At 56.4% G+C, this 25824-nt stretch carries 27 protein-coding genes and 1 tRNA gene; 6 read left to right on the top strand and 22 right to left on the bottom strand.

Features of this window, described 5'->3' with window-relative positions; all coding sequences use genetic code 11:
- The first annotated feature begins 119 nt into the window (after positions 1 to 119).
- Complete coding sequence (locus ACYSTU_RS12775; protein ID WP_123596287.1) at positions 120 to 764, top strand: hypothetical protein; 645 nt, start codon at positions 120 to 122, stop codon at positions 762 to 764.
- A gap of 274 nt (positions 765 to 1038) precedes the next feature.
- On the opposite strand, the gene ACYSTU_RS12770 is transcribed toward ACYSTU_RS12775, so the two are convergent.
- The 14 genes from ACYSTU_RS12770 to dapA all read right to left on the bottom strand — a co-directional run bounded on the left by ACYSTU_RS12770 (position 1039) and on the right by dapA (position 13632).
- Positions 1039 to 1599: a recombinase family protein gene (locus tag ACYSTU_RS12770; protein ID WP_130926750.1), complete on the bottom strand. Its 561-nt coding sequence runs from the start codon at positions 1597 to 1599 to the stop codon at positions 1039 to 1041.
- 134 nt (positions 1600 to 1733) lie between these two features.
- Positions 1734 to 1973, bottom strand: coding sequence for a hypothetical protein (locus tag ACYSTU_RS12765; RefSeq protein WP_498998970.1), 240 nt, complete (start codon positions 1971 to 1973; stop codon positions 1734 to 1736).
- Between the two features lie 318 nt (positions 1974 to 2291).
- Positions 2292 to 2624 carry a hypothetical protein gene (locus tag ACYSTU_RS12760; RefSeq protein ID WP_498998964.1) on the bottom strand — a complete coding sequence of 111 codons (333 nt, stop codon included), beginning with the start codon at positions 2622 to 2624 and terminating at the stop codon, positions 2292 to 2294.
- A 419-nt stretch (positions 2625 to 3043) separates the two neighbouring features.
- Complete coding sequence (locus ACYSTU_RS12755) at positions 3044 to 4312, bottom strand: hypothetical protein (RefSeq protein WP_498998961.1); 1269 nt, start codon at positions 4310 to 4312, stop codon at positions 3044 to 3046.
- Between the two features lie 138 nt (positions 4313 to 4450).
- Positions 4451 to 4633 (bottom strand): hypothetical protein, encoded by a 183-nt coding sequence (locus ACYSTU_RS12750; RefSeq protein WP_130926754.1) that lies wholly within the window; start codon positions 4631 to 4633, stop codon positions 4451 to 4453.
- A gap of 136 nt (positions 4634 to 4769) precedes the next feature.
- Positions 4770 to 4976 (bottom strand): hypothetical protein, encoded by a 207-nt coding sequence (locus ACYSTU_RS12745; RefSeq protein WP_130926755.1) that lies wholly within the window; start codon positions 4974 to 4976, stop codon positions 4770 to 4772.
- Positions 4977 to 5249: 273 nt separating this feature from the next.
- The gene (locus tag ACYSTU_RS12740) at positions 5250 to 7484 is read right to left on the bottom strand and encodes a tape measure protein (RefSeq protein WP_498998955.1); all 2235 of its coding nucleotides are present in this window, start codon (positions 7482 to 7484) and stop codon (positions 5250 to 5252) included.
- Positions 7485 to 7835: 351 nt separating this feature from the next.
- Complete coding sequence (locus ACYSTU_RS12735; RefSeq protein ID WP_498998952.1) at positions 7836 to 8207, bottom strand: hypothetical protein; 372 nt, start codon at positions 8205 to 8207, stop codon at positions 7836 to 7838.
- Entirely contained in the window at positions 8204 to 8830 is a 627-nt protein-coding gene (locus ACYSTU_RS12730) for a hypothetical protein (protein WP_130926759.1), read from the bottom strand. Before ACYSTU_RS12730 ends, ACYSTU_RS12735 begins: the two co-directional genes overlap by 4 nt.
- 1106 nt (positions 8831 to 9936) lie before the next feature.
- Positions 9937 to 10026 (bottom strand) — tRNA-Ser (locus ACYSTU_RS12725).
- An 84-nt stretch (positions 10027 to 10110) separates the two neighbouring features.
- Positions 10111 to 10824 carry a phosphoribosylaminoimidazolesuccinocarboxamide synthase gene (purC, locus tag ACYSTU_RS12720; RefSeq protein WP_016771262.1) on the bottom strand — a complete coding sequence of 238 codons (714 nt, stop codon included), beginning with the start codon at positions 10822 to 10824 and terminating at the stop codon, positions 10111 to 10113.
- Between the two features lie 28 nt (positions 10825 to 10852).
- Positions 10853 to 11614 carry an MBL fold metallo-hydrolase gene (locus ACYSTU_RS12715; RefSeq protein WP_024012002.1) on the bottom strand — a complete coding sequence of 254 codons (762 nt, stop codon included), beginning with the start codon at positions 11612 to 11614 and terminating at the stop codon, positions 10853 to 10855.
- Positions 11615 to 11620: 6 nt separating this feature from the next.
- Positions 11621 to 12736 (bottom strand): NlpB/DapX family lipoprotein, encoded by a 1116-nt coding sequence (gene bamC, locus ACYSTU_RS12710; protein ID WP_016771264.1) that lies wholly within the window; start codon positions 12734 to 12736, stop codon positions 11621 to 11623.
- Between the two features lie 17 nt (positions 12737 to 12753).
- On the bottom strand, positions 12754 to 13632 hold the full coding sequence (gene dapA, locus ACYSTU_RS12705) for a 4-hydroxy-tetrahydrodipicolinate synthase (RefSeq protein ID WP_217879482.1): 879 nt from the start codon (positions 13630 to 13632) through the stop codon (positions 12754 to 12756).
- 328 nt (positions 13633 to 13960) lie between these two features.
- On the opposite strand from dapA, the gene ACYSTU_RS12700 reads away from it, so the two are divergent.
- Positions 13961 to 14521, top strand: a complete 561-nt coding sequence (locus tag ACYSTU_RS12700) for a glycine cleavage system transcriptional repressor (RefSeq protein WP_071174673.1) — start codon at positions 13961 to 13963, stop codon at positions 14519 to 14521.
- 10 nt (positions 14522 to 14531) lie between these two features.
- Positions 14532 to 15005: a peroxiredoxin gene (locus ACYSTU_RS12695; protein ID WP_016771267.1), complete on the top strand. Its 474-nt coding sequence runs from the start codon at positions 14532 to 14534 to the stop codon at positions 15003 to 15005.
- 120 nt (positions 15006 to 15125) lie between these two features.
- Here the strand turns inward: ACYSTU_RS12695 and ACYSTU_RS12690 are convergent, their stop codons facing one another.
- Positions 15126 to 16196 (bottom strand): AI-2E family transporter, encoded by a 1071-nt coding sequence (locus ACYSTU_RS12690; protein ID WP_498998937.1) that lies wholly within the window; start codon positions 16194 to 16196, stop codon positions 15126 to 15128.
- A gap of 31 nt (positions 16197 to 16227) precedes the next feature.
- Complete coding sequence (locus ACYSTU_RS12685) at positions 16228 to 16467, bottom strand: sulfurtransferase TusA family protein (protein ID WP_016771269.1); 240 nt, start codon at positions 16465 to 16467, stop codon at positions 16228 to 16230.
- A gap of 98 nt (positions 16468 to 16565) precedes the next feature.
- Here ACYSTU_RS12685 and ACYSTU_RS12680 point away from each other — a divergent pair, with 98 nt between their 5' ends.
- Positions 16566 to 17999: a M48 family metalloprotease gene (locus tag ACYSTU_RS12680; protein ID WP_024011999.1), complete on the top strand. Its 1434-nt coding sequence runs from the start codon at positions 16566 to 16568 to the stop codon at positions 17997 to 17999.
- A gap of 81 nt (positions 18000 to 18080) precedes the next feature.
- Here the strand turns inward: ACYSTU_RS12680 and ACYSTU_RS12675 are convergent, their stop codons facing one another.
- From ACYSTU_RS12675 to rpoE, 4 genes are all read right to left on the bottom strand, one after another.
- Complete coding sequence (locus tag ACYSTU_RS12675; protein ID WP_016771271.1) at positions 18081 to 19514, bottom strand: DegQ family serine endoprotease; 1434 nt, start codon at positions 19512 to 19514, stop codon at positions 18081 to 18083.
- A gap of 208 nt (positions 19515 to 19722) precedes the next feature.
- On the bottom strand, positions 19723 to 20688 hold the full coding sequence (locus ACYSTU_RS12670) for a MucB/RseB C-terminal domain-containing protein (RefSeq protein WP_016771272.1): 966 nt from the start codon (positions 20686 to 20688) through the stop codon (positions 19723 to 19725).
- Between the two features lie 8 nt (positions 20689 to 20696).
- On the bottom strand, positions 20697 to 21284 hold the full coding sequence (locus ACYSTU_RS12665) for a sigma-E factor negative regulatory protein (RefSeq protein WP_008077804.1): 588 nt from the start codon (positions 21282 to 21284) through the stop codon (positions 20697 to 20699).
- 30 nt (positions 21285 to 21314) lie between these two features.
- The gene (gene rpoE / locus ACYSTU_RS12660) at positions 21315 to 21896 is read right to left on the bottom strand and encodes an RNA polymerase sigma factor RpoE/AlgU (RefSeq protein ID WP_003172477.1); all 582 of its coding nucleotides are present in this window, start codon (positions 21894 to 21896) and stop codon (positions 21315 to 21317) included.
- 557 nt (positions 21897 to 22453) lie between these two features.
- Here rpoE and nadB point away from each other — a divergent pair.
- Positions 22454 to 24070 (top strand): L-aspartate oxidase, encoded by a 1617-nt coding sequence (nadB, locus tag ACYSTU_RS12655; RefSeq protein WP_498998925.1) that lies wholly within the window; start codon positions 22454 to 22456, stop codon positions 24068 to 24070.
- Here nadB and ACYSTU_RS12650 read toward each other — a convergent pair.
- Together ACYSTU_RS12650 and ACYSTU_RS12645 are read right to left on the bottom strand one after the other, a co-directional pair.
- The gene (locus ACYSTU_RS12650; RefSeq protein WP_498998917.1) at positions 24039 to 24491 is read right to left on the bottom strand and encodes a protein YgfX; all 453 of its coding nucleotides are present in this window, start codon (positions 24489 to 24491) and stop codon (positions 24039 to 24041) included. The two genes, nadB and ACYSTU_RS12650, sit on opposite strands and share 32 nt — an antisense overlap.
- Positions 24475 to 24729 carry an FAD assembly factor SdhE gene (locus ACYSTU_RS12645; protein WP_007911418.1) on the bottom strand — a complete coding sequence of 85 codons (255 nt, stop codon included), beginning with the start codon at positions 24727 to 24729 and terminating at the stop codon, positions 24475 to 24477. The genes ACYSTU_RS12650 and ACYSTU_RS12645 overlap by 17 nt, the downstream gene beginning before the upstream one ends.
- Before the next feature lie 150 nt (positions 24730 to 24879).
- Between ACYSTU_RS12645 and ygfZ the strand changes: the two genes are divergently transcribed.
- Positions 24880 to 25821, top strand: coding sequence for a CAF17-like 4Fe-4S cluster assembly/insertion protein YgfZ (ygfZ, locus tag ACYSTU_RS12640; RefSeq protein WP_498998908.1), 942 nt, complete (start codon positions 24880 to 24882; stop codon positions 25819 to 25821).
- Positions 25822 to 25824: the final 3 nt, after the last annotated feature.

Raw genomic sequence — 25824 nt, 5'->3', positions numbered from 1 at the left:
TTGCATTCCCAGCAAAAAAATGCTCGGGCAGTCTCTCAGACTTAAGTATAACCAGAACGTGGTGGCACTATGCCAAAATAAAGGATAATGTCGCAATCCCCACTGACATGGAAGGCATCATGAAATCAAGAAACCTATACACAATCCACGACCTGATAGTCAGAGACTATACGATCACGGAACAACCAAGCGGTAAATTTCTTCATCAGTTCAAACCCTCTACTACTGAGACGCTGTACCAATTCGAGACAAATAGCAGTGCTATCGAATTAGTAAATGGTGAGCGTTATAATATCGGATACATGGAGGACGCGGCTGGCAGAAGAGTTATAGACCCATCATGCTTGGGCAAAGCAGATACCGTAAACAAATACCTTAGCTACTCAGCGGCCAAGCAATTTTCTTTAGACAAACTCGCCGAGAACAAGGGCAAAAATGATGATCGAGTGAGACACAAGGCCAAAGATGGATACTACTGGGGACGCAAATACGCGTGGCGCCGATTTGGCCTAGTGATTGCTAAGGATGCCTTCTACCAATATTTAGAAGAAATTAAACACCCATCCGTGCCATGCAAAACCATTAGCGGCGACGTCGGAATTCACTCAAATCAAGAATCGATTGCTTATAAAGAGGAGGGTCTCGAAGAGGCGATGGATGAACTCATAGAAACAGCAGTCAGAAAAGGTCGCCTTTTCAAATCCCCCAAATACACAAAGCAATTCCAGATTCGGCCTATCAATGCCATAACCGACAAAAAGTAGGTTGAACATCCCCCGCCGTTTTCAGACTTTGCAAAGGGCGGGGGGCGTCTCTGTGCAGGGGTGGAAAAATAAGCTGTAGCCCTGAGTTCTCTCAGAAGTGTTGAGCAGACCACGTCTGAGCGAGGGGTATAGCGTGATGAATTCAAAATAAAGACAGTCGCCCTGTAGCGCTCTCAGACGCTGTCAGAGGCGTGCAACCTCAGCGAAGATGGATGCACTACAAAGACAACAAAGCCCGCTCAAGGCGGGCTGATGTGGGTGTACAGGGTCTAATTCAAACCTTGTTCCAATGTCTCTTGATGGTGGGCAAGCTCACCTTGAGTTCGGCTGCTGCCTGAGCCTGTGTCATGCCTTTAGCCTTGAGCTTCTGCACTGCTTCCGTGGTGTCGGTAGCCACTGGACGACCACCCTTCTTGCTCGACCTTGCGAGGCCCTCTTTGGTGCGCTCCTTGATTCGATCACGCTCAAAGGCTGCAACTGCTGCGAGAACTGTTAGCTGTAGCTTCCCGGCTGCACTGGTGAGGTCTACACCATCGAGGTCAAGACTACGGACATGGATACCATCCTTTGCCAGTTTCTCTACTGTGGCGAGAACGTCTTGCACGTCACGGCCTAGGCGATCCAGTTTCAGCACCACCAACGTGTCCCCCGTTTCCATGCGTTCGGCCATCTTGCTGAACTGTGGACGTTGGAGGGCTGGTACGCCGCCACTGATTTGTTCAGAGAACCAGCGGGTGGGCTTGATATCGAAACCCTTGGAGGTGAGCGCCACCAGTTGGTTGTCGGTGTTCTGCTCTGTTGTACTGACACGACCGTATCCGAATAGACGACTCATTTACTCACCTCCTAGGTATTCCCCCACGCCGTTCGTGGGGTATCAACAATGGAGGGATCATCATGCAATGGTATCAACAATCTGTAAACCCGTATTTGATGATACCGGGATAGCTATCGGATAGACGGTATCGCTTAACGGTCGTTTGTTGACACCAACATCTCCGGTGTCAGGTTCAACGCCGCGTAGCACGCAGGAAGCAACATCGCGTTGGAGTAGGTGCGCTGACCTCTTATGTCATTTGGTTCACCAGTCGCCCAGCCATTAGCGATGAAACGCTCGAAAAGCGGCACGTCATCGCTTCGAATATCAGGAAGCCTACGGTGTAGGCGTAAGGCCAGCGCTATGTATTCATCACCACTAAATACGTCCATATCCACACCCCTGCTCTCATGACTGGAGGATCTAGTGAAGGCATCAGCTCAGCGCCTGTCAATGTTGCCGATTTGCACTAATCGGTGATTCCGGCTCAAAACTACCGTTTTGGCGTAGAAACCTCGGATTGAAGCGTTCTCACCGGATCGAGCTTGACCCACTTTCACCAGACCCCGCGTAAATACTGCCTCATAGCTTTGCTCTATCAATGCAATATTCCTGACAGACACAACTGCACACAGGGTTTTAGTGGGGATTCGCCCCGGTTGTTTTGAGATATGGCCGAGGTTTCAGACTCGGCCAATGGAAGCACTGAGTCAGGCGGCATTTACAGCCGGGTCGAACTCATTAACCTTGTAAATTCCTCGAACCTTCTCAACCACTATACGAGTTGGAGGTGTATTTCCCATTTGAAGTACGTATGAAATCCTCTGGATGTCTAGCTTCTCTACTGTACTTCTTAGTATTTCGTGAATGGAGCCAGCTAACTCATCAATTCTCTGCTGAGTGTTGCTCACATTCATCGGAAGAACCCAAACCGTATCGACGCCATCCACCTTTATGAAATGTACCGCCCTCAACTTCTTGTACAAATCGTCGCGCTGTTCATCAGCGTTTTTCAAGTCCAGCGACAGCATTATGTGAATCATTCCGTGCTTCCTTTCAGGGGGGATGGGATACCCAGACAACCTACCCCGGATAGACGCTAGGAAGCAATGCCAATGAGCCACTATCAAAGTGGTATGGTATCTCTTACCGGAGAGCGCGTGTAAGCCATGGGCGTGAGATGGCATCGACGCCAGTAACTGATCACAGACTATTTTAGGAGTAGAGAGGATGCATGCAGAAGGATGGCGACGGCTCTGGGAGCTGTTGAAGTGGACGGCAGCCATTGCCACCGGGCTGTTTGTATCCTTCAAGCTGATTCAAACATCGCCGCATGTACCAGAGGCAGGAAATAATCAGCTGGGTATTGGTATCTTCCTTGGCGGTGTGCTTGCGGGATTAGCTATATACGGAATATTGCATGCATTTGAGTGGGTGTATCGAGGGTTCCGCCCCTTACTCGTCAGTCCCACGGGAGAGGCTCAACCTGATTCGCAAGCGGAGCGATCTGATACAGCTCTGACACCGGCAGAAGCATTGGAACATCATCCTGCCCTTCCCCATCCAGACAGTCAGCGAATGAACGAGCGTCAGCAGCGACGCTGACAGGGCTGTGCACCTTTGCCCCAACCTTAGCCGGGCGCTGAGCTTTGAACACGATTGGCTGGTATGTGGGGATACGCTCTATAGCTCCGCTGTGGCGCTCCGCGAACACTTCGAGCACTGGGTGAATGGCATCTACGTCTTTCCCGTGCAACACATCGAACAGAGCCTGTAGCTCGGGTGGTGACATGAAGTCGGCTGGCACCCACCCCACCAGCTCATCGATTGAACGAGAGCAAATGACATCGGCTGACCAGCTACTAAAGAAGTGCCCTGCTGCTACATGGATCACCTTCACCACTTGGGCCAGCTCAGGGCGGTGCTGGGCATGGCGCTCAAGCTCGCGATACAACACTTCAAACTGTGTGTAGGCACGTGTGGTGAATTTGAAATTACATCCTTCCTTGCCCTCGATACCGGCCTTAAGGGCTGTCAGGGCCTTTGTTGTCATTGTGTCGAGGCTTGTTAACCATGTGTGGTGTTGGGTGTTACTCGGGTCAAGGTGGGCACGGAGCCAGGTCAACACTGTGACGCGCTTGGATGGCTGCATACCCGCAAGCTTCGACGCTTGGGCAACTACGTTAGGGCCAACAAACTTGATGATGCGTTGCACAATCGCCTTCTGTGTTTCCCCACGCTCAACGGTGTGACGCGGGTTGAGCTTGTTGCGATCAATGCTCACGCCGTGGCCGAAGTGACGGGTGCCGTGACATCTGTTCATGTCCTTGGGTGCCACTGTCAGGTTTCGTGGATGGCAGAGACCGACTGTGTTTTCACCCTGTGACGGAGCAATGTGTGACAGCTCGAAATCCTTGGCTTCGCCGAATCGGTTTGCACGTAGCTTGAAAGCGTACAGACGGTAAAGCTCAGCGAGGGATTCAGCATCAAGGCCGGTGAAGACCTCCAGCGTTCCGGCACGTTGAGCTTCAAAGGCCAGAGTCTGGAAGAAGGCACTGTCTCTGGCTTTCTCAGCGTATCTGACGCGCTTCTTGGCTGTGGCGGCGTTTTGTTTGCACTGACGTGTGCAGTAGATGGCTTTGATACTGGTTGTGCGGAACTGCTTAGCGCAGTGTTTACAACGTGGACGGCGCTCGGCCTTATTAGTCTTGTTCGATGTGTCTTGTTGCATGTAGTGCTCCGTCATGGTCAGCAGGGTGTGTTGGTTTTGGATTGATTAGGGTGAATTCATGTCTGCAACGTCCGCTGCAAAAGACTTGAACCTTTGAATTAGAAAACTGGGTTTGGCAGTGCCTACAGATGAAAGTCTTCATGCTGTGAATACCTCGTATGGGATTGCCGGGTTTCCGTCTGGATGTGTGACGATCCAGCGGAGCTGACCAAATGGATTGATGATCTGTTTGATTACAAATTTCTTACGTGTTGTTCCGATCAGGGTCATGGCAGCGGTTAACGCCGCCCCTGATGATTTGAATTCGAATGGCAATGCCATACAGTTGTCTCCTGTGAAATGGGATAGAAATGTGTGCTCACGCACACGGTGGTGTGACAGGAAAAAGGGTTACAGCCCTTGAATTACTTGACCTGTAGCGATGTACTGAGGAATCACTCAGATACATAGGAGGGTGTTACTTCTTTTCTGGAACTGGTAGGCGGTGATCACTCAGAATATTGAGCTGTGCGAGTTCCTCAGTCGCACCTGCCAGCAGTGAAGACCAAAGCGTATCCAGCACGGCCGGTAGCTGATGCACTACAGCCTCACCGTAAGTCTCGGCGACATAAAGGCCGCAAGCGGCCCTATAGTCTGATTGGTTGACGATCTCATAATATTTCATTGCTTATGCCCCTTGGGAAGTTGAGAAAGCTTCAAGTCGATCCGCTTATCAATCCATGTATGAAGGCTTTCACGCTCTTGCGAGCGTTCCAGCTGAAGTTGGTTATATCGCAAACGTAGTGCCTCATCGGTGTAAGCGTTGGCGTTACGCTCTGCCATTTGGGCATACTGCAACGCCATATCGCTGTTGTGATTGAATAGCCAGAGCGTTAGGCCCGTCGCTATAACGATCTGAACTAAGAAGCCTAGCGCTATGCAAGGATGATTCCTTTCATCACTCAACCTCGGTCTGTGAAGCTCGGGCCGTTCTCAGCGCCTTATTGAATTCATCATGGAAGGTCTCAGCCGAAAGCTGTCTCATTTCGGCAGCATCCATACCACGAGCATCCACATTTACAGAGACGTTAACCTCTGTATGACTTTGGTCGATATTGCTTTCAGCGGGTTTGACGCTTCGCCCATTATTTGGATCATCTGCCGACATCCAGTCACTTGGCAACGCCGTTTGCTTGCGTTGTTGTTGCGCTGCTTCCATCACGTCCTGAGCAGTAACAGGTTGATAACGAAACTGACGAAGTTTTCCGTCTGCAAGATTCTCTGGATCTTTGCCAAGATCTGGAGAGCCAATTCGGAATACATCGAAACTTTCGCGTTGAACTGGGTTGATATGTCCACCCGCCCAACGTTCTCTATGCTCATTGGCTTTAGCTTGATCATCTTCAATGGTTGTTCCAGTGAGAAGACGACGCAGACCATTCAATAGTCCGGGCTGAGCACGCTCTTCCAAGTCTCCTTGGGCATTTAGAGGTGCTGGCTTCAATCTCGGGCCAAGCGCTGCACCTACTGAGCCGGGAGTCGGATTTGCATCTTTCGACATAGCAGTGGTTGCAACAGTGCCATCTGAATCGCGGCCAATCATCCAGCGGATTATGCTTGTGTTTGCACGCATCAAACCTGCTTCGAAATCCATTAACGATTGCTTCAACGGAGCGAGTGCAGTGACAAGCTCACCCTCGGCGGCGATACGATCACTGATGGATTTCACCAGCAAAGGCGAAGCGTTGATTTCCTGTTGCTGCAAATACTTGGCATTGTCCAGACGGGTTTGCTGAGCGTCGATACTCACCATCTGGCGAGCAAGCGTTTCTTGTTGCTGTGATACGAAACGAGCGAAGCCAGCTTCGAAATCCGCCGAGGTGACACCACCCTTTGGAATCGACTTCATGAACGCACCGTCAAGGTTGTCGCCCTTGTACCCGGTACGCTGACCCCAAGCCTCTGTGATAGCCAATCGAATCAAGGGCGCCGATTCTGTGAAGGTTTTTACGTCCTCTGTATCCGCTTTGCCCAAGCTCCGCACCTGCTGCAACTGAATCACGGCGCGATCCTGCTGAGCCTTAGTCATCCCAGCCGCCCGGAACGCCGCAAGCTGCGTTTCATACGTGGCAAGACTCTTTGACATTGCAATGCCTTTGGCCTGCTGACTGAGCATGAACACACGGAAATCGGCGGCTGTCTGGGCGTTGTTGGTCATGCCGTATTTCTCGGTCATTTCGGCGAAAGCCTTTTCAGCTCGTTCCGCATTGGCTGGGTTTTTACCTCCCACCTGAGCGAAGATATTCTGATAGGTTTGGCTCTCGCTTGCGTCGGCTTGACGCTTGTCCAGTCGTGCAGAGAGGGCACCCAGCGCAGCCACTACAGCGGCAACGCCACCTGCAACACCACCAAGGGCAATACCTGCACCAAAGCCTGTAAAGGGCTTAGGCTCAGCCTGCTTAGCAGCCCACGCTGCCTGTCTTGTTTGCGCCCATTGGAAGCGCTCGGCTTTCTGGGCGTGGCTCACATCGAGACGCTGAGCGCGAAGCTTTGCAGCCTCTTGTGACGCAGCGAATTTCTCTGCTGCCCTATGGCCTCGAATTCTCGCCTGCTGCAATGCAAACTCGGCTCTCTGGGTGGCCGTCATTGCTTGGAATTGCTTCTGTTGCAAGATGGCGGTCTTCTGTTGCTGCTGACCCAAGAGCGCTTCCCAGCGAACTTGACGGGCCTTGTGCTGCTCAACGGATTGAGCCTGCTTAAGAGCTGCACCTGACACCTTCAAGCGCTCCCCTTCGGCCTTGGCTGATTTGGCATCTAGAACGGCCTGAGCGATCTTGTCGCGTAGGGCCTGGGACTGGATCGCAGCCCCTTCTTTCTGACGAAGGTTGATGAGTTTCTGCCCTGCCAGCTCAGCGGTGAACGTGGCGCGGCGTGTACGCTGCACAGCGTTTTCAAGCTTCAACTCTCTGTCGAGGTTGGCTCTTACAGTCTTGGCTAGTTTTTCCTGAGCGGCGCTATCAACCTTGATGCCCATCTTGGTGCCAAGCTTCTTGCTCAGTACATCTGCCTCACGAGACAGAGCCATCATCTTCTGGCGTGCTTGGGATAGGCCACGCTCGAATCTCTGGAGGCCGGAGACATCCACTTGAAACTGGAGAAGGCCAACGAGCTTGGCAATGATCTCGGTGTTCATCGGCTGCTCCCCCTTCCGTGGTATCCATGAATTGGGTGAAACAGTAGCGCGACATCTCGTTCGAATTCCGAGTGTCGATGTCCGTAATGCTCAATGTGAAATGCAACTTCGCGATGCTCAAGATAGGACTCAAATGCTTTCAAGACAGAGCGAGTTCCGCTAATTGCGTAGAAGAGCGCCCCACTTTCGTGGCGAGTCCACTTGTAAACAACTTTGACCGGGTGGCCGTGCCAACGATTAGCGTAGTCGGCAAACTGTGACATGAAATCTCGTGTAGAGATTGCTGCGGCAGGGTGTACTGTGAAGATTGCGTGATACTGGTGGGAGGCTTTATTCAGCCTTGTAGCGGTGTTACTTGTTTGATCCATTAGTTTCCTCAGGGTATTCGATAAACACCCAGCTTCCGGCTGGGATGCCTTCATAGGTGCAAGGTAGTTGGTAGCTGTTACTCATCTGTTCGGGATGTAGGCTGTTAAACTCAGCGCAAGCGTTGGTGATATCAGCGTCGTCATACTGGGTTGAATCCATCAAAACAGCAATCACACCAGTACGACCACTTGCAGACTTATATACGACCTCCTGAGAGCTTACAGGAGACACTTTATTGGCTTGCTTATGTGTATGTAGCGACTCAACATTAGAAGCGCTTACAGGAGCTTGTAGGGCCTTGTTAGTTGGATCATATTTCTCAAGCAAGATTCGGGTAGTTGCATCAATTGTCATGCTGCACTTCCATCGGCGTTCAATTTGCCGGATTCAATGAGTTGATCTCGGAGCTTTGCACGGGAAGCGGCGAGTTCATCACGAACTTCTTGTTCACGGTTCAAGCGTTGTTGTTGTTCGGCCTGTAGGCGGTCACGCTCATCTTTGGCAAGTGACAACGCCACTTGACGATCAATTTCAGCATTCAACGCTGCTTCAAGTTCGGCCTCATATTGAGCCTTAACCTGCTGACGAATCTTCACACAATCACTTTCCTGCTGGGCATCAGGCTTCATCAGGTAAATGGTGACGAATGAACCCAGCGGACTATCAAATAGTGTTGCTGTTGGGAGAGCCGACATCTCTTCAAGCGGCGTGTAACCAGCAGAAAGCATTTGATGGTAGTAATCGAGAGACTGTCGCAATGTTAGATTGCTCGGTGAAGATTCGATGATAGCCCCGACGATACCCTCATATGGCTTCTCGATTCGTGACTTATAGAACGCAATTTCATTTTCGCAGCGTGATCGGTACTCCGTTTCGGAAAATACAAATTGCATTGGTGTTTGTGTCGCCATTGGTGTTACCTCTTGGGTTTGAGATTGTTGTTTTGTGTTTTGCTTCTCTTGGCGATGAAACTGCATCCGGCATTTACCGGAACAGAACTTCGCATGGGGTGCTTGGGGCCTTACAGGAAACTTGGTACTGCACACAGCACAAGGCTGATAGGTGACTCTTGATGCCATAGTGGCTCCTTGAACTTAGTTTTTTGGTTTTAGGTTGTGACGCAGATAACGAGGCACGAAAAAATGGCCAGAATTTTTAGGCTCTGGCCACAAATGCAACACCATTGAATATTAGTGCCTATGCCGGGATCACGGCTGCTGCTGTAGGCGGCAACACGACAGATTCACAAGGTCTGTCTATGCGGAGAACTCCCAAGTTTAGGAGCGAGCAAGTTCACCGGCAGTTTGGTTTGAAATTAGTTGTCCATGCCGTCGAGTAGCTGACCGTAGGACTGACGGTGCGGCGAGTGACCTAAACCCACCTTACAGAGTTTCGACCAAGCCGGCCCTGTCAGCGGCTGAGGTGGGTGCAATGAACCCATGGTCTACATCCGCACCGCTCGACAAGTTCATGCTTGGATCGGTGTGGGTGATTCGGAAATGACGAAACCGAACTCAGCTCGGCGCTGGCCCGGTATATGTTCTGGAATTCTGGTTGAAACTGGAGGGTGGCGGAGTGATGAAGCCCGGACAGACGTTTGAGCTTCTACCCTACACTATTGTCGCACGGAACATTTAAAAAGTCAAGCAATTTCTGTGCCAGCTAATGAAATATCTACAACCGACTGTGTGGCTTCCTGCCGCGTTTCTGTACCTGTATGTGCTAAGTATACACCCAAAAGGCGTTTTTGTAAATGGTAATTCTACAAATGTCAATAGCCGTTCGTCACCAAAAGGGCGTCGGCAACCATGGGATGTCGCTCTTATGTACGAACTGTCAATCCGGCTTGGTCGGCACGAGCGGTTGCTCCCACGTCGATCCGTCACGCTGGTGAAGTGATGCCCTAGAGCGCTACAGGCGCAATGAGAACGCTCAGGCAGAACAATGACTGCGAGCCGAAGGAAGCGAGCCACAGGAGCGCCCTGAGGGGGCTGTAGAGACAAGTATTTTACGTAGAAACGCTACGTAGAATCCCAGAAAGCAAAAAGCCCCGCGACCTGAGTCTACGGGGCTTTTCAATGTATGGCGGAGAGATAGGGATTCGAACCCTAGGTACCGGTGAAGGTACAACGGATTTCGAATCCGTCCCATTCGGCCACTCTGGCATCTCTCCAACGGCGCGCATCATAACAACACTTTCGTTGGTTGCGAACCCCCCAAACGAAATTTTTTCCGTGCTATCAGATGCTTGCGTCGATTAAAGCGGTACGCCCAGACGAGCGGCGACTTCTTCGTAGGCTTCGATGACGTCACCGAGGCCCTGGCGGAAGCGGTCTTTGTCCATCTTCTTCTTGGTGTCCTTGTCCCACAGACGGCAGCCGTCCGGGCTGAACTCGTCGCCGAGGACGATGGAGCCGTCGCTGAACACGCCGAATTCAAGCTTGAAGTCGACCAGCAGCAGGCCTGCGTCGTCGAACAGTTTGCTCAGGACTTCGTTGACCTTGAGCGACAGTTCCTTCATGCGCGCCAGTTGCTCGGCGGTGCCCCAACCGAACGCCACGACGTGGGATTCGTTGATGAACGGGTCGCCCTTGGCGTCGTCCTTCAAGAACAGTTCGAAGGTGTACGGGTTGAGCTTCATGCCCTCCTCGACGCCCAGACGCTTGACCAGGCTGCCGGCGGCATAGTTACGCACGACGCATTCGACCGGGATCATGTCGAGCTTCTTCACCAGGCATTCGTTGTCGCCCAGCAGTTTGTCGAACTGGGTCGGCACGCCGGCCGCTTCGAGTTTCTGCATGATGAAGGCGTTGAACTTGTTGTTCACCATACCCTTGCGATCAAGCTGTTCGATGCGCTTGCCGTCGAACGCCGAAGTGTCGTTGCGAAACAGCAGGATCAAGCGGTCAGCGTCGTCGGTCTTGTAAACCGATTTGGCTTTGCCGCGGTAGAGTTCTTCACGTTTTTCCATGATGGGCTCCGCTTGCTAAGTAGGTGGGCTAGGCGATGTGGCGCCAGTCGAGCCCTGAATCTTGATCGGCCAGTTGCAGCCAGTCCGGGTCGCACCCGAGGGTGTCGACAAAACATTGCCGGGCCAGCTGCGGCAGGTTGTTCTTGCTGCTCAGATGGGCCAGCACCAGGTGTTGCAAACCCTGCCAGCCCAACTCGGCCACCAGGAATGCCGCCTGATGGTTGTTCAGATGTCCGCGTTCGCCGCCCACCCGTTGCTTGAGAAAGTACGGGTAGTGACCACGGGCCAGCATGTCGCGGCAATGGTTCGACTCGATCATTAATGCATCGAGGTCCCGATAGCCATCCAGCACCCGCTCGCAGAACGATCCCAGGTCGGTCAACAGGCCGAAGCGCCGCTGTTCCTGATCGCTGAAAACGTACTGGGTCGGCTCCTGCGCGTCATGGGCCACGGCAATGACCCCGACGTTCAGTGCGCCGATCTGCAGTTGCTCGCCGCCGGCCAAAAAGCCTGCCGGTTCAAGCGGTTTGCGCATCCCGCGCAACGTGCCACGACTGAGGTAGACCGGCAGATTGTAGCGCCGAGACAGTAAACCCACGCCATGCACGTGGTCGGCATGTTCGTGGGTCACGAGTATCGCGCTCAGTTGCGCCGGGTGAACACCCAGGCGCAACAGACGTCTTTCGGTTTCCCGCAGGGAAAAACCACAATCCACCAGGACGTACGTATCAGCACTGGCGATCAGCGTGCCGTTCCCTTGGCTACCGCTGCCGAGAACGGCAAAACGCATATCGGATCAGCCCAGGTTGTCCTGAATCACGCTCAACACTTTACGCGCGACATCGGCCGGCGCGACGGTGTTGATGTTCTTTTCGACGGTAACCTGGATGTTCTCGCCCACCTTGCTCAGGCGAACCTGATAACGCTCGGCGCGGGCTTCGACCTCTTCCTTGCTCGGCGCACTGCCGAACAGGCTGCTGAAGAAGCCAGGCTTGTCGTCTTTCTTCTCGGCTTTTTCGGCCAGGTTGATGTAGTACAGGCCCAGGCTGCGGTTGATGTCTTCAACGCGCCATTCGCCCTGTTCCAGCGCACGGCCGACGCTCGACCAGGCGCGGTCCAGATCGGTACCGACGTTCAACACCGGGTTGCCGCTGCCGTCTTCGTTCAGGCTGACACGGCTCGGCGCATCGAAATCACGCGAGGCCAGCATCGACACCGAACCGCCCTTCTCGGAGGTGCGGCTCATGCTCGCGAGCATGTCGTCGACCAGCGCAGCGTCCAGGCCAGTGTTGACCGAACGGTTGGTGAAAGCCACGTCGGCCGTGCTGCCGGCAGGACGCTCGGCGCTGACCACGTAGATCTCACTGGTGTTGCGCTGCACGCCCGGCTCGATGCGCACACGCACGCGGGTTTCGCTGTCGCTGGCGATACCGGCCGCACTCAGGCGCTTGGCCATCGAAGCGGACAGCTCGTCGGAGTGCTGCCAGGTGGTGGTGAATTCACCGGTCTGCGGACGCTGTTCATCCAGACGGAAACCGTTGTCCTGGAAGAACTGCAGCGCCACTGGCCAGACTTCGGCCGGCGGGTGCTGGGCCACGACCCAACGCGAATCACCGCTCTTCTGCAGCGAGTAATCAGTTGCGTCGGCAACCGCCGAAAGCGGCTGAGGACGCGGCACCACGTACTCGCCCGTCGCGGTGTCATCGGCCACATTGCGCGGGATCGGCAACAGCGGATCGAGACGTTTGGCAGTGCTCACATCCGGTGGCAATTGCATCGGTGCAGTCTGTTGCGCTTGCAGGTAATCGCTTCCACGGTCGCGGAAATAACCTTCCGGCCCCCAGACCCATCCGCAGCCACTGGTGCTGGAGATAATCAAGGCAAGTGCGGAAAGTCCGGCCATTCGCTTCATGCGTTGTACTTCCTCAATTAAACCAGGACGTTGCACTGGCGCAGGGCCGAGCGCAGCGTTTCATGACAAGGGGTGCTCAGCCAGGTCAGTGGCAGGCGGATGCCTTCGTGCATCAGGCCCATTTCGACCAAAGCCCACTTCACCGGAATCGGATTGGCTTCGATGAACAGGTCCTTGTGCAGCGGCATCAGTTTTTCGTTGACTGCGCGTGCGGTATCGGCGTCGCCCTTGAGCGCGGCCTCGCACAGGTCAGCCATTTCGCGCGGGGCGACGTTGGCGGTGACCGAAATGTTGCCTTTGCCGCCCAGCAGGATCAGCTCGACAGCGGTCGGATCATCGCCGGACAGCACGATGAAATCCTTGCTCACGCCATCGATGATCGCTTTGGCGCGCTTGAGGTCGCCGGTGGCTTCCTTGATGCCGATGATGTTCGGCACGGTGGACAGGCGAATCACGGTCTCGGCCTGCATGTCGCAGGAGGTGCGGCCGGGAACGTTGTAGAGAATCTGCGGAATGTCGACCGCTTCAGCGATGTGCTTGAAGTGCTGGTACAGGCCTTCCTGGGTCGGCTTGTTGTAATAAGGAACCACCAGCAGGCAGGCATCGGCGCCGGCGGCCTTGGCGTTGCGAGTCAGCTCGACGGCTTCGCGGGTCGAATTGGCGCCGGTGCCGGCGATGACCGGAATGCGCCCGGCAACCTGTTTGACCACGGCTTTGATGACGGCGATGTGCTCTTCTACATCAAGGGTGGCCGACTCGCCGGTAGTACCGACGGCGACGATGGCATGGGTGCCGTTCTTGAGGTGGAAGTCCACGAGTTTGCTGAGGCTGTCCCAGTCAAGACGCCCTTGTGCATCCATGGGAGTGACCAGTGCCACCATACTGCCCGCAATCATGAAACCGCTCCTGCCGGAAAAAGAGAGCGGTAATGGTACTGGCGCCAAGATGCTTGCACAAGCGAAGTACTGCGCCGCCGCCATTCCCCTTGGCGCCGCTTTTCGCTACCCTTCAGACTTTGATCGGTACAGATCAGCTTGTACGCCGGGTTTCAGCCTCCCCTTTCGGCCTCCCAGGCCCCGTTCCTGCGTCGCATCGACGCGCTCCCGCACAGTGGAGCGAGCCGCGAACGCTGGCCGAGGCTCGTTATACGGACCGCCAGAACAGGCACTCCCGGCCGCCAACGCCCGTCAACCTACCGACCGCTCATCGCTTTAGGAATGCTGCATGTCCACCCCCACAGTTCGCGAACAATTCCTTGTCATCAGTGCCCTCGGCGCCAACCCCATGGAGCTGACCAACGTCCTGTGCCGCGCCAGCCATGAAAACCGCTGCGCCGTCGTCACCTCTCGCCTGACCCGCCACGGCGAGTGCAGCGCCCTGGTGCTGGAAATTTCCGGCAGCTGGGACGCCCTCGCGCGCCTCGAAGGCAGCCTGCCATTGCTGGCCAAGCGTCACGCTTTCACCGTCAACGTGGTGCGCAGCGCCGCTCTGGAAAATCGCCCGCAGGCGCTGCCTTACGTGGCTTACGTCAGCTCGGCGTATCGCCCGGACATTATCAATGAGCTGTGCCAGTTCTTCATGGACCACAACGTCGAGCTGGAAAACCTCACCTGCGACACCTATCAGGCGCCCCAGACCGGCGGCACCATGCTCAACGCTACGTTCACCGTGACCCTGCCGGCCAACACCCAGATCAGCTGGCTGCGCGATCAGTTCCTCGATTTCGCCGATGCGATGAACCTGGATGCCCTGATCGAGCCTTGGCGCCCACAAAACCCAATGTAAGGAAGCTTTCATGGCCGTTGCCATCGACCAACCGGTTGCGGATTTCACCGCACCTGCGACCAGCGGGCAGACCGTCAGCCTGTCCGAACTCAAGGGCAAGCAAGTGGTGATCTACTTCTACCCGAAGGACAGCACCCCGGGCTGCACCACTCAGGGCCAGGGCTTTCGCGATCAATATGCGGCATTCAAGGCTGCCAACACCGAAGTCTTCGGCATTTCCCGCGACAGCTTGAAGTCGCACGAAAACTTCAAAGGCAAACAGGAATTTCCGTTCGAGCTGATCAGCGACAAGGACGAAGCGGTTTGCCAGTTGTTCGACGTGATCAAGCTCAAAAAGCTGTATGGCAAGGAATACCTGGGCGTTGATCGCAGCACTTTCCTGATTGATAAGGACGGTGTGCTGCGTCAGGAATGGCGTGGCGTGAAAGTGCCGGGGCATGTTGATGCCGTGCTGGCGGCGGCTGAGGCTCTGAATAAAGCCTGATGTTTTTGCTGCGTCTGTAAAGACGCCTTCGCGAGCAGGCTCGCTCCCACAATTGAAATCTAATCACCGTGGGAGCGAGCCTGCTCGCGAATAGCCTCTCTGTAAAATCCGGATCAACCGCTAAAGCAACGGCGCCACCACCGGCTCCTTGCGCGGCCACGCATCCAGCACTGCCTTGAACAGCGTCGCCAGCGGGATCGCGAAGAACACACCCCAGAATCCCCACAACCCGCCAAACAACAGCACCGCGCAGATGATTGCCACCGGATGCAGATTCACTGCTTCCGAAAACAGCAACGGCACCAGCACGTTGCCGTCCAGCGTCTGAATGATCCCGTAGACCGCCATCAGGTAGATGAACTGATCGCTCCAGCCCCACTGGAACAGCGCAATCAGCAGCACCGGCACGGTCACCACTACCGCACCGACATACGGCACCACCACCGACAAGCCGACCAGCAACGCCAGCAGCGCCGCGTAATTCAGGCCCAGCGCGATGAAGGCGATGTAGGTCACGCCGCCGCAAATCACGATCTCGATGCCTTTGCCACGTATGTAATTGGCGATCTGCCGGTTCATTTCCTGGGCGACGCGGGTGATCAGCGCGCGTTCGCGAGGCAGATAGCCGCGCACCCACTCGCCGATTATCGCCCGATCCTTGAGGAAGAAGAACACCAGAATCGGTACCAACACCAGATAGATCATGATGTTCACCAGCAGTGGCAAACTCGACAACGAGAAAGTCAGTGCCCACTGACCGAACTTGCCAATCTCGCCCCGCGCCGCTTCGATCGCCTGCAGGACTTGCTCGTCAGACACCAGATGCGGATAGCGCTCGGGCAATAGAAGCAGCAGCGATTGCCACTTGGCGAGCATGCCCGGCAACTCGTTGAACAGCGTGATCAACTGATGCCACAACAATGGCAGCACTACGACGATAAACAGCATCAGCGCGCCCATGAACAGCGCAAACACCAGCCCCACCGCCACCCCGCCCGGCACGCGCAGCCGCTCGAGCGTCACCACCAGGCCCTGCATCAGATACGCCAGCACCATCCCGGCCAACACCGGCGCAAGCATGCCGCCGAGGGTGAGCACGGCGGTGAAGGCGAGAAACAGCAGCACTGCCAGCACCACGGCTTCTTCATCGGAGAAGTAGCGCTGAATCCAGTCGCGTAACACTTTGAACATCAATAATCCCTTCGATTTTAGGCGCGGCGCTTCAGGCTTTTTTCAACCAGTAACGGTAGACGCCAGCCTCGTCTTCTTCGCGCAACAGCGCATGACCGGCGAGTTTGGCAAAGGTACGGAAGTCGCGTTGCGAGCCGGCATCGGTAGCGATCACCTTGAGCACAGCGCCACTTTGCAGTTTGTTGAGTTCCATTTTTGCCTTGAGCAACGGCAACGGACAGTTCAGGCCACTGGCGTCCAGTTCCACGTCATGGGCTACAGCGTCAGTCATTGCGTCACTCCGGTTCGGGTTGTCGAGCTGCCTAGAATATCTGGTCGCGGCTTCGGTGTCCGGCTACAGTAAGGTCTTTGTCCTCCAAGGCTTTGTGCATGACTTTTCTGCGCCCTACCCTGCTGACGCTCGCTTGCCTGCTCGCCTCACCAGGCTTTGCCGACGATCTGCCGTCACTCGGCGACGCCAGCTCTGCCATTGTCTCGCCGCAACAGGAATACCAGCTCGGCCGCGCCTGGCTGGCCATGCTGCGCAGTCAGGTTTCCCAGCTCAACGATCCGCAGCTCAAGGATTACGTCGAATCCAGCGTGTACAAGCTGGTCGAGACCAGCCAGGTCTCCGACAGGCGCCTGGAATTCATCCTGATCAACAGCCCACAACTCAACGCCTTCGCAGCGCCGGGCGGCGTGGTCGGGGTCAACGGCGGCCTGTTCCTCAACGCCCAGACCGAAGGTGAATACGCCTCGGTGCTCGCTCACGAACTGGCGCACTTGTCGCAACGTCACTTCGCTCGCGGCGTCGAAGCCTCACAAAGAATGCAGGTGCCGATGATGGCCGCGTTGCTGGCAGGTATCGTCATCGCGGCGGCAGGCGGCGGTGATGCCGGCATCGCCACCATCGCCGGCACCCAGGCTGCGGCGTTACAGGAACAACGGCGCTTCTCGCGGCAGAACGAACAGGAAGCGGACCGCATCGGCATCCTTAACCTGGAAAAGGCCGGTTACGACCCGCGTTCGATGCCAACCATGTTCGAACGCCTGATGCGCCAGTACCGCTTTGACGCCAAGCCGCCGGAATTCCTCCTGACTCACCCGGTTACCGAATCGCGTATCGCCGACACCCGCAACCGCGCCGAGCAGGCGAAACCGGGCGGCATCGAAGACAGCATGCGCTACCAGTTGATCCGCGCGCGAGTGCAGTTGATCTACGAAGAAACCCCGGGGCTGGGCGCCAAGCGTTTCCGCGCCCTGCTCGATGAAAACCCGAAAAATGATGTCGCGCGATACGGCCTGGCCATCGCGCAAATCAAGGGTGGCCAGCTCAACGAAGCGCGAGAGAACCTCAAGCAATTGTTGGCCAAGTCGCCGAACGAGATCATCTACAACCTCGCGCAGGTCGATCTGGACATCACCAACAATCGTCTGCCTGATGCGCAGTCACGGGTCGACCGCATGCTTACGCAGTTCCCGGGCAACTACCCGCTGAATCAGGTGCGCGTCGATCTGCTGTTGAAACAGAATCGCGCTGCCGATGCCGAGAAGGCACTCGACAGCCTGCTCAAGTCACGCCCGGATGATCCGGACGTTTGGTATCAGGTTGCTGAAACCCGCGGCTTGTCGGGCAACATCATCGGCCTGCATCAGGCGCGCGCCGAGTATTTTGCACTGGTCGGCGATTACCGCCAGGCCATTCAGCAGCTGGACTTCGCCAAGCGCAAGGCCGGCAACAACTTCCCGCTGTCCTCGCGCATCGATGCCCGCCAGCGCGAGCTGATGGAGCAGGAGCGCATGGTCAAGGACATGATGGGCTGAGTCTTTCCCGACAAAGACAAAAGCTGCTGACACAAAAAAACCGCCTCTTTCGAGGCGGTTTCTTTTTACCTGCCTGCTGGCTTATTCAGCCAGTTTGAAGGTGATGAAGCTGGCACGGCCCTGACGCAGCACGCGCATCGACACCGAACGGTTCTTCGGCAACGCCTTGGCGATGTCGGTGAACTCCTTGGCCGAGCCGATGGCTTGATTGTTCAGGTGGGTGATCACGTCACCCGGTTGCAGACCGATCAGGGCCGCAGGACCGTCCTGCACTTCCTTGATCACCACACCACCTTTGAGGTCGTAGGTTTTCTTCTGCTCGGCGGTCAATTCACCGACCGCAACACCGAGGCGGTTGCTGCTGCTTTCAGCGCCGGATTTCGGCAGACCTGCCAGCTCTTTGTCCTCGTCCGGGATTGCGCCGACGGTCAGCTCGACGTTCTTGCGCTTGCCTTCACGAATCACTTCCAGATTGGCTTTGGCGCCAGCCTTCAGCGCGCCGACCAGATGCGGCAGATCGGCGGACATGACGATCGGCTGACCGTTCATGCTCAGGATCACGTCGCCAACCTGCAGGCCGCCCTTGGCCGCAGGGCCGTCATCCTGGATCTGCGCTACCAGCGCGCCAGCTGGCTTGTCCAGACCGAACGACTCGGCCAGATCCTTGTTCACTTCCTGAATGACCACGCCTAGCCAGCCGCGGCTGACTTTGCCACCGCTTTTGAGCTGATTGGAAACATCCATCGCCACGTCGATCGGAATGGCGAAAGACACGCCCATGAAGCCACCGGAGCGGGTGTAGATCTGCGAGTTGATGCCGACCACTTCACCGTTCAGGTTGAACAGCGGGCCACCGGAGTTGCCCGGGTTGATCGGCACGTCGGTCTGAATGAACGGCACATAGTTTTCGTTTGGCAGGCTACGACCGACGGCGCTGACGATGCCTTGGGTCACGGTGTGGTCAAAGCCAAATGGCGAACCGATCGCGACGACCCACTGGCCAGCCTTCAGGTCTTGGGATTTGCCGAGCTTGAGCACCGGCAGATCCTTGCCTTCGATTTTCAGCAACGCCACATCAGAGCGTGGATCGGTGCCGACCAGCTTGGCTTTCATCTCACTGCGATCAGCCAGACGGACGAGGATTTCGTCAGCATCGGCGATCACGTGGTTGTTGGTGAGGATGTAGCCATCCGGGGAAATGATGAAACCCGAGCCCAGCGATTGCGCTTCCCGCTGGCGCCCGTCGCCACGTGGCGAGCGCTGCTGAGGCGGCATGCCGCGCTCGAAAAATTCGCGCAGCATCGGTGGCAGGCCTTCCAGATCCGGCATCTGCTGGTTGACCCGACGGTCCGGCAGTTTCTGCGTGGTACTGATGTTCACCACCGCAGGCGACGCTTGTTCGACCAACTGGGTGAAATCAGGCAGATCGGCCGCTTGCGCAGCAGGGACCGCCTGACCGAGCAACAGCACGGTGGCGAAGATGGAAAGATAAGACTTCAAACTTGGTATCGACATACAGCTCCCGTTACGACGAGCAGGGTTAAGCGATATGGAGCAAAGGAACACCGGAAACCACAGACCGGCATTTTTGTTCCGGGAACAACAAACAAGGCCAGAGCCGTGAGGCTCTGACCTATAAAAAATTTTCAGGGGTTTTGCAAATGAAAATGCTCAGCAAACATTTCGACGTCTCGACGACGAAGTGGAAATGACTGAAATCAGCTCACTGCTTGCTGGTCGCAGCGCCATCGTTGTTACGCATCGATAGAGCGATTCGTTCGGCGGTGCCAATCGGGATTTCGCCGACCACCGTGACCATCATTTCACCTTGCGGTGTAGTCAAACGACGGGATACCGCGACGGTAGGGCCCAACTGGGTACGGGTATCGGTGACGGTTGCACCGTTCAATGGCTCAAGGAACACCGAGAAACGCGCCAGACCATCGTCATACATCAAGCTGCTGACTTGGGTCTTGGTCTGCGCATCCTTGTGCGAACTGCTGCTGGTCAGCTCAAAGCCTGGCGGGAGCCAGTCCGAACGCCAGTTTTGCACGGTTTTAGCTGCAGAAGCCTTGTCGCTTGCGATATTGATCGGCTTACAATCCGGGTCCGCCAACAAGTCCTTGTCCGACGGGATTTCATCCGTGTCGAGGCTGGTGAACTGGAAACGCTCGAGCAACTGCCCTTTGTCGTTCAACAGTAACGACTTGAGCGGCAGCCCGGTTTTCTTGTCCAGGTGCAGCTCGAAACCGTAACGGTGCTGATCACGAGGCGTCAGCGACACGATCACTGCGTCACGGCCGGCCACGCGCGACTTGCCAATGACGGCAAGGTCATACCAATTCTTCAGCTTTTTGGGATCCAGCGCACGGGCGGCAGCGTTGGGTGAATCACCCAATCCCGCAATCAGGGTGCCGCTGACGCATTGAGTACGTCCATCAATGCGCACGACTTCCTGAGCCGAACCGTCGAGCTGCAATAACCGCTCGCGGACCTGGCCATTCTGGACGCGATGCCAGATATTGTGCGTGGAAAAACTGCCGTTGCGCTCGTAAACGAAAGTGCCGTGGAAGCTCTGCTGCTGCTCGGCCTGGCCCAGACGGGTCAACCAGTCCTGGGCCTCGTCAGCGTGGGCTGGAACGATGAACCAGCCACTGAGCAGAAGCGAAAGTAGGGGGATGGCGCGCATGATCCTCCTTAACGGTTTTCCAGGCTTGCGGCACGTGCGTATGGCAGCGCGCTTTCAGTTCCTTTGAGTGCAGCCTGCTGAGCGTGCTGACGCAGATAGCCTGGCAGACGCTGATCATGCCAGCCTGGCTGACCTTGCAGAACGCCGTTGGCCATCGGACCAGTCGCTTCCGAGCTTTCGCTATAACCAGCCAGAACTGCCGGACCCTTGACCTGTGGAGTGGCCAAAGTAGGCTGGTTCGACTGCTGGGCCAGTTCAACACCAGCAATTTCGTCTTGGTTGTACAGGCGAACACCGGCCAGTACGGCCACGGTCACCGAAGCGGCAACAGCGAGGCGACCCAGGTTGCGCCATGGGCTACGGGATACTTTGGCCGGAGCCGTTTCGTCTTCCAGCGCAGCGGACACTGCCGCAGCGATATCCAGACGCGGAAGCAGCAGATCCTTGTGCATGGCTGCCCGAGCGATCTGGTAACGAGCCCAGGTCTCACGGGTATCAACATCATCCAGTGCGCTGAGCACTCGACGCAATTCCAGTTCGTCCGCTTCGTTATCCATCACTGCGGACAGCGATTCCTGCAGGGCTTCACGACTCATGGCGTTCCTCTCTTGGCTGTCGCCGCTGTCTCAGTTTTCCTGCAACAACGGTTGCAGGGCTTTGTCGATGGCCTCCCGAGCGCGGAAAATCCGGGAGCGCACGGTACCCACCGGACACTGCATGACGCTCGCAATGTCCTCGTAACTCAGACCATCGAATTCACGTAAAGTTAAAGCCGTACGCAAATCCTCTGGCAGTTGCTGGATGGTCCGATGGACAGTGCCTTCGATCTCATCCCGCAGCAATGCACGTTCTGGTGATTCGAGATCCTTGAGGCCGTGATCGCCATCGTAGAACTCTGCATCCTCCGAACTTACATCGCTATCCGGCGGCCGACGGCCGCGGGAAACCAGGTAGTTCTTTGCCGTGTTAATGGCAATACGGTACAGCCACGTATAAAACGCACTGTCACCGCGGAAATTTCCAAGTGCCCGATACGCCTTGATAAAGGCTTCCTGAGCAACGTCCTGGGCCTCATGGGTGTCGTGCACAAAACGCACGATCAACCCGAGAATTTTGTGCTGATATTTCAGCACCAGCAGATCGAAAGCTCGCTTGTCGCCACGCTGTACGCGTTCGACCAGCTGCTGATCCTCTTCCTGGGTTAGCATGAACACTCCTCGATAAGCCCGGAGGAGACTTGCATTACTAAACGACCAGACTTGCAAACATAGACTCGGGCTTTTCGCAAAAGTTCTCCCCCTCCAAGCAAGTTTCCTGCGAGCTCTGATTTGGCACGCACGAAAAACGCAGCGCGGGATAAACCGGCTGCGCGAATAATCTTGTTATCGGTTTCGCCGGCAGGAATCCAAACGCAGATTCCGCACTGAAGCCGACACTGTCCCTGGTTTCTGGCACCGTCTATTGATCTTGGGCCTTTGGCAAAAGTTCCAATTATTTATAGCCGTACCCACCTGACATTGCGCAACCCTGCTCGGAAAAGACTGTTTCAGCGCCGATACAGGTGTCATTTTTCAAAACCGATGAAAAAAACTTCCGACGAAGCACAGCGCTTTTTACTGCGCAGTAGTCTCACAATGCCATCTGGGCCCGGCTATTGTGCCGCCCAACCCCTCTATATACTAGTGGGCTGTGTGGCTGTCTTGACTCGCCGATCCAGCTGTCTTGCGCCAACCCCGACCCGGGTCGCTTTGAGCGGAATCCTGAAATGAGCCAACAGTTCCAACACGATGTTCTGGTGATTGGCAGCGGTGCTGCCGGTTTGACTCTCGCTTTGACCTTGCCCGGTCATCTGCGCATTGCCGTATTGAGCAAAGGCGATCTCGCCAACGGTTCGACATTCTGGGCCCAGGGCGGCGTTGCCGCCGTGCTCGACGATACCGACACTGTCGAATCCCACGTCGACGACACCCTCAATGCGGGCGGCGGCTTGTGCCATGAAGACGCGGTACGCTTCACCGTCGAGCACAGTCGCGAAGCCATCCAATGGCTGATCGACCAAGGCGTGCCGTTCACCCGCGACGAACAGTCCGGCACTGAAGACGGTGGTTTCGAATTTCACCTGACCCGCGAGGGTGGCCACAGCCATCGACGGATCATCCATGCTGCCGACGCCACTGGCGCTGCGATCTTCAAAACCTTGCTGGCCCAGGCCAAAGAGCGCGCGAACATCGAATTGCTGGAACAGCGCGTCGCCGTCGATCTGATCACCGAACGCCGCTTGGGTATGGAAGGCGATCGTTGCCTGGGCGCTTACGTGCTGAACCGCGCCACGGGCGAAGTCGACACCTACGGCGCACGTTTCGTGATTCTGGCCTCGGGCGGCGCAGCCAAGGTCTACCTTTATACCAGCAACCCCGACGGCGCCTGCGGTGACGGCATCGCCATGGCCTGGCGTTCCGGTTGCCGGGTGGCGAACCTGGAATTCAACCAGTTCCATCCGACCTGTCTGTATCACCCGCAAGCCAAAAGCTTCCTCATCACCGAGGCCCTGCGTGGCGAAGGCGCGCATTTGAAGCTGCCCAACGGCGAGCGCTTCATGTATCGCTTCGACAAACGCGCGGAGTTGGCGCCTCGCGACATTGTCGCGCGGGCCATCGACCATGAAATGAAGCGCCTAGGTGTCGACTGCGTTTATCTCGACATCAGCCACAAGCCTGAATCGTTCGTCAAAAGCCACTTCCCTACTGTTTATGAGCGCTGCCTGGGCTTCGGCATCGACATCACCAAACAACCGATCCCGGTGGTCCCCGCTGCGCACTACACCTGTGGCGGGGTGATGGTCGATCAGCACGGTCGCACCGACGTGCCCGGCCTCTACGCCATCGGCGAAACCAGTTTTACCGGTCTGCACGGCGCCAACCGCATGGCCAGCAACTCACTTCTGGAATGCTTCGTTTATGCCCGTTCGGCAGCGGCGGACATTCTCGCGCAACTCGATGACGTTGCGGCGCCAAGCGCCCTGCCCGTCTGGGATGCCAGTCAGGTGACCGACTCGGATGAAGACGTGATCATCGCGCACAACTGGGACGAATTGCGCCGATTCATGTGGGACTACGTCGGCATCGTGCGCACCAACAAGCGTCTGCAACGGGCGCAGCACCGGGTGCGTCTGCTGCTGGATGAGATCGATGAGTTTTACAGCAACTATAAAGTCAGCCGCGACCTGATCGAGTTGCGCAACCTGGCACAGGTTGCCGAATTGATGATCAGCTCAGCCATGGAACGCAAGGAAAGTCGCGGGCTGCATTACACCCTCGACTATCCGGATATGCTCCCCGAAGCGCTCGACACTATTCTGGTGCCACCCACCTACGTCGGCTGAACTTGAGCCGCACTCGCAGGCGTCGGTGCAGATCCGCCGCCTGCGAGTCACGTGGCACGCAGATCGACCTGACCCGCCACTCTCCGCGCAGGCGAAAGCGCAGCACCACGATCAATGGCAGCGCCAGACTGTCCGGGCGCAGTTGCACCGCTTGCCAGCCATCAGCCTGATTCCACACCTGCCAGCCATCGCCGTCGCGCCGCAAGCCGCAAAATGCTTTCGGATGATTCAACAGAATCTGCCGTGGCAGCACCCAAAAACCGTGCAGCGCACAGACGCAAGCGCCGAGCAGGCTGGCCCAGAATGGAATCGACAGCAGAAACAACGAACCCATGGCGAACGCCTGGGCCGACAGATACGCCGCCAGCAACTGCCGTGAGGCATGCCAGCGGCATTCGAACGTATTACTTGGGCTGGACACGATCCAGAATCATCCGGACCATGCGTTGCAGCTCGGGGTCTTCCGACTCGCTGCGCTCCATGAACCAGCCGAACATGTCCTGATCCTCACAGGTCAGCAAACGCACGTACAGATCGCGATCCACTTGATTCAACGTCGCGTAAACCTCCTGCACGAACGGCACCAGCAGCACGTCAAGCTCAAGCATGCCGCGACGGCTGTGCCAAAAGAGGCGATTCAGTTCAACTTGTTCGACCATGGAGCCCTCCTCGAATTTGCCGGGCAGTATACAGCCCCGGCGCGGGCCGCACAGTCGGCTTTGGTCGGGGACCCCTGATCCTTTATCAACTACCCATTTCAACCCTGCCCCCTTATGATGTGCCCCAGTCTATTTACCCTGCGATGACCCATGGCCGATTCTGCTTTTTTCTGCACCCTGTCTCATGAAGGCGTACTCGCGGTTCGCGGTGCGGACGCCGGAAAATTCCTGCAAGGCCAGTTGACCTGCAATATCAATTACCTGAGCGACACCTGCGCCAGCCTCGGCGCCCGCTGCACGCAGAAAGGCCGAATGCAGTCGAGCTTCCGCATCCTGCTTGAGGGCGACGGCGTGGTGATGGCGATGGCCAGCGAGCTGCTCGAGCCGCAACTGGCCGACCTGAAAAAGTACGCGGTGTTCTCCAAATCGAAGCTGACCGATGAAAGCGCCGCCTGGGTGCGCTTCGGTCTGGCGCATGGCGATGCAGCCCTGACCAGCCTCGGTCTGGCACTGCCCGCCGAAACCGACAGCGTTGTGCGCCATGAAGGCCTGATCGCAATTCGCGTTTCGCCCGAGCGCGCCGAACTCTGGGTGCCTGCCGCTCAGGCGCCAAACATTCAAAGCCAACTGTCGATCGCACTGCCTGAGGCCGAACTGAATCAATGGCTGCTGGGCCAGATCCGCGCCGGTATTGGCCAGGTCATGCCTTCCACTCGCGAACTGTTCATCCCGCAGATGCTCAATCTGCAGGCGGTCGGCGGGGTGAGCTTCAAGAAAGGCTGCTACACCGGCCAGGAAATCGTTGCGCGCATGCAGTACCTGGGCAAGCTCAAGCGGCGCCTGTACCGCCTGCGCCTCGACGCGGCCGAGTTGCCGGAGCCCGGCACTCAACTGTTTGCCCCCAGCCACAACAGCTCGATTGGCGAAGTGGTCCTGGCAGCGAACGCCGAAGGAAACATTGAACTCCTGGCCGTGTTGCAGGCCGAAGCTGCCGAAGCCGGTGATTTGCGTCTGGGCGCCCTCGAAGGCCCCGCGTTGCACGTGCTCGACCTGCCTTACGAACTGGATCGCGACCGCGAAATCCAGCGTTGATCG

The sequence above is a fragment of the Pseudomonas glycinis genome (assembly GCF_054871425.1).
Note: the sequence above shows the minus strand (reverse complement) of the source record. Positions and strands in the feature narration are given on the sequence as shown.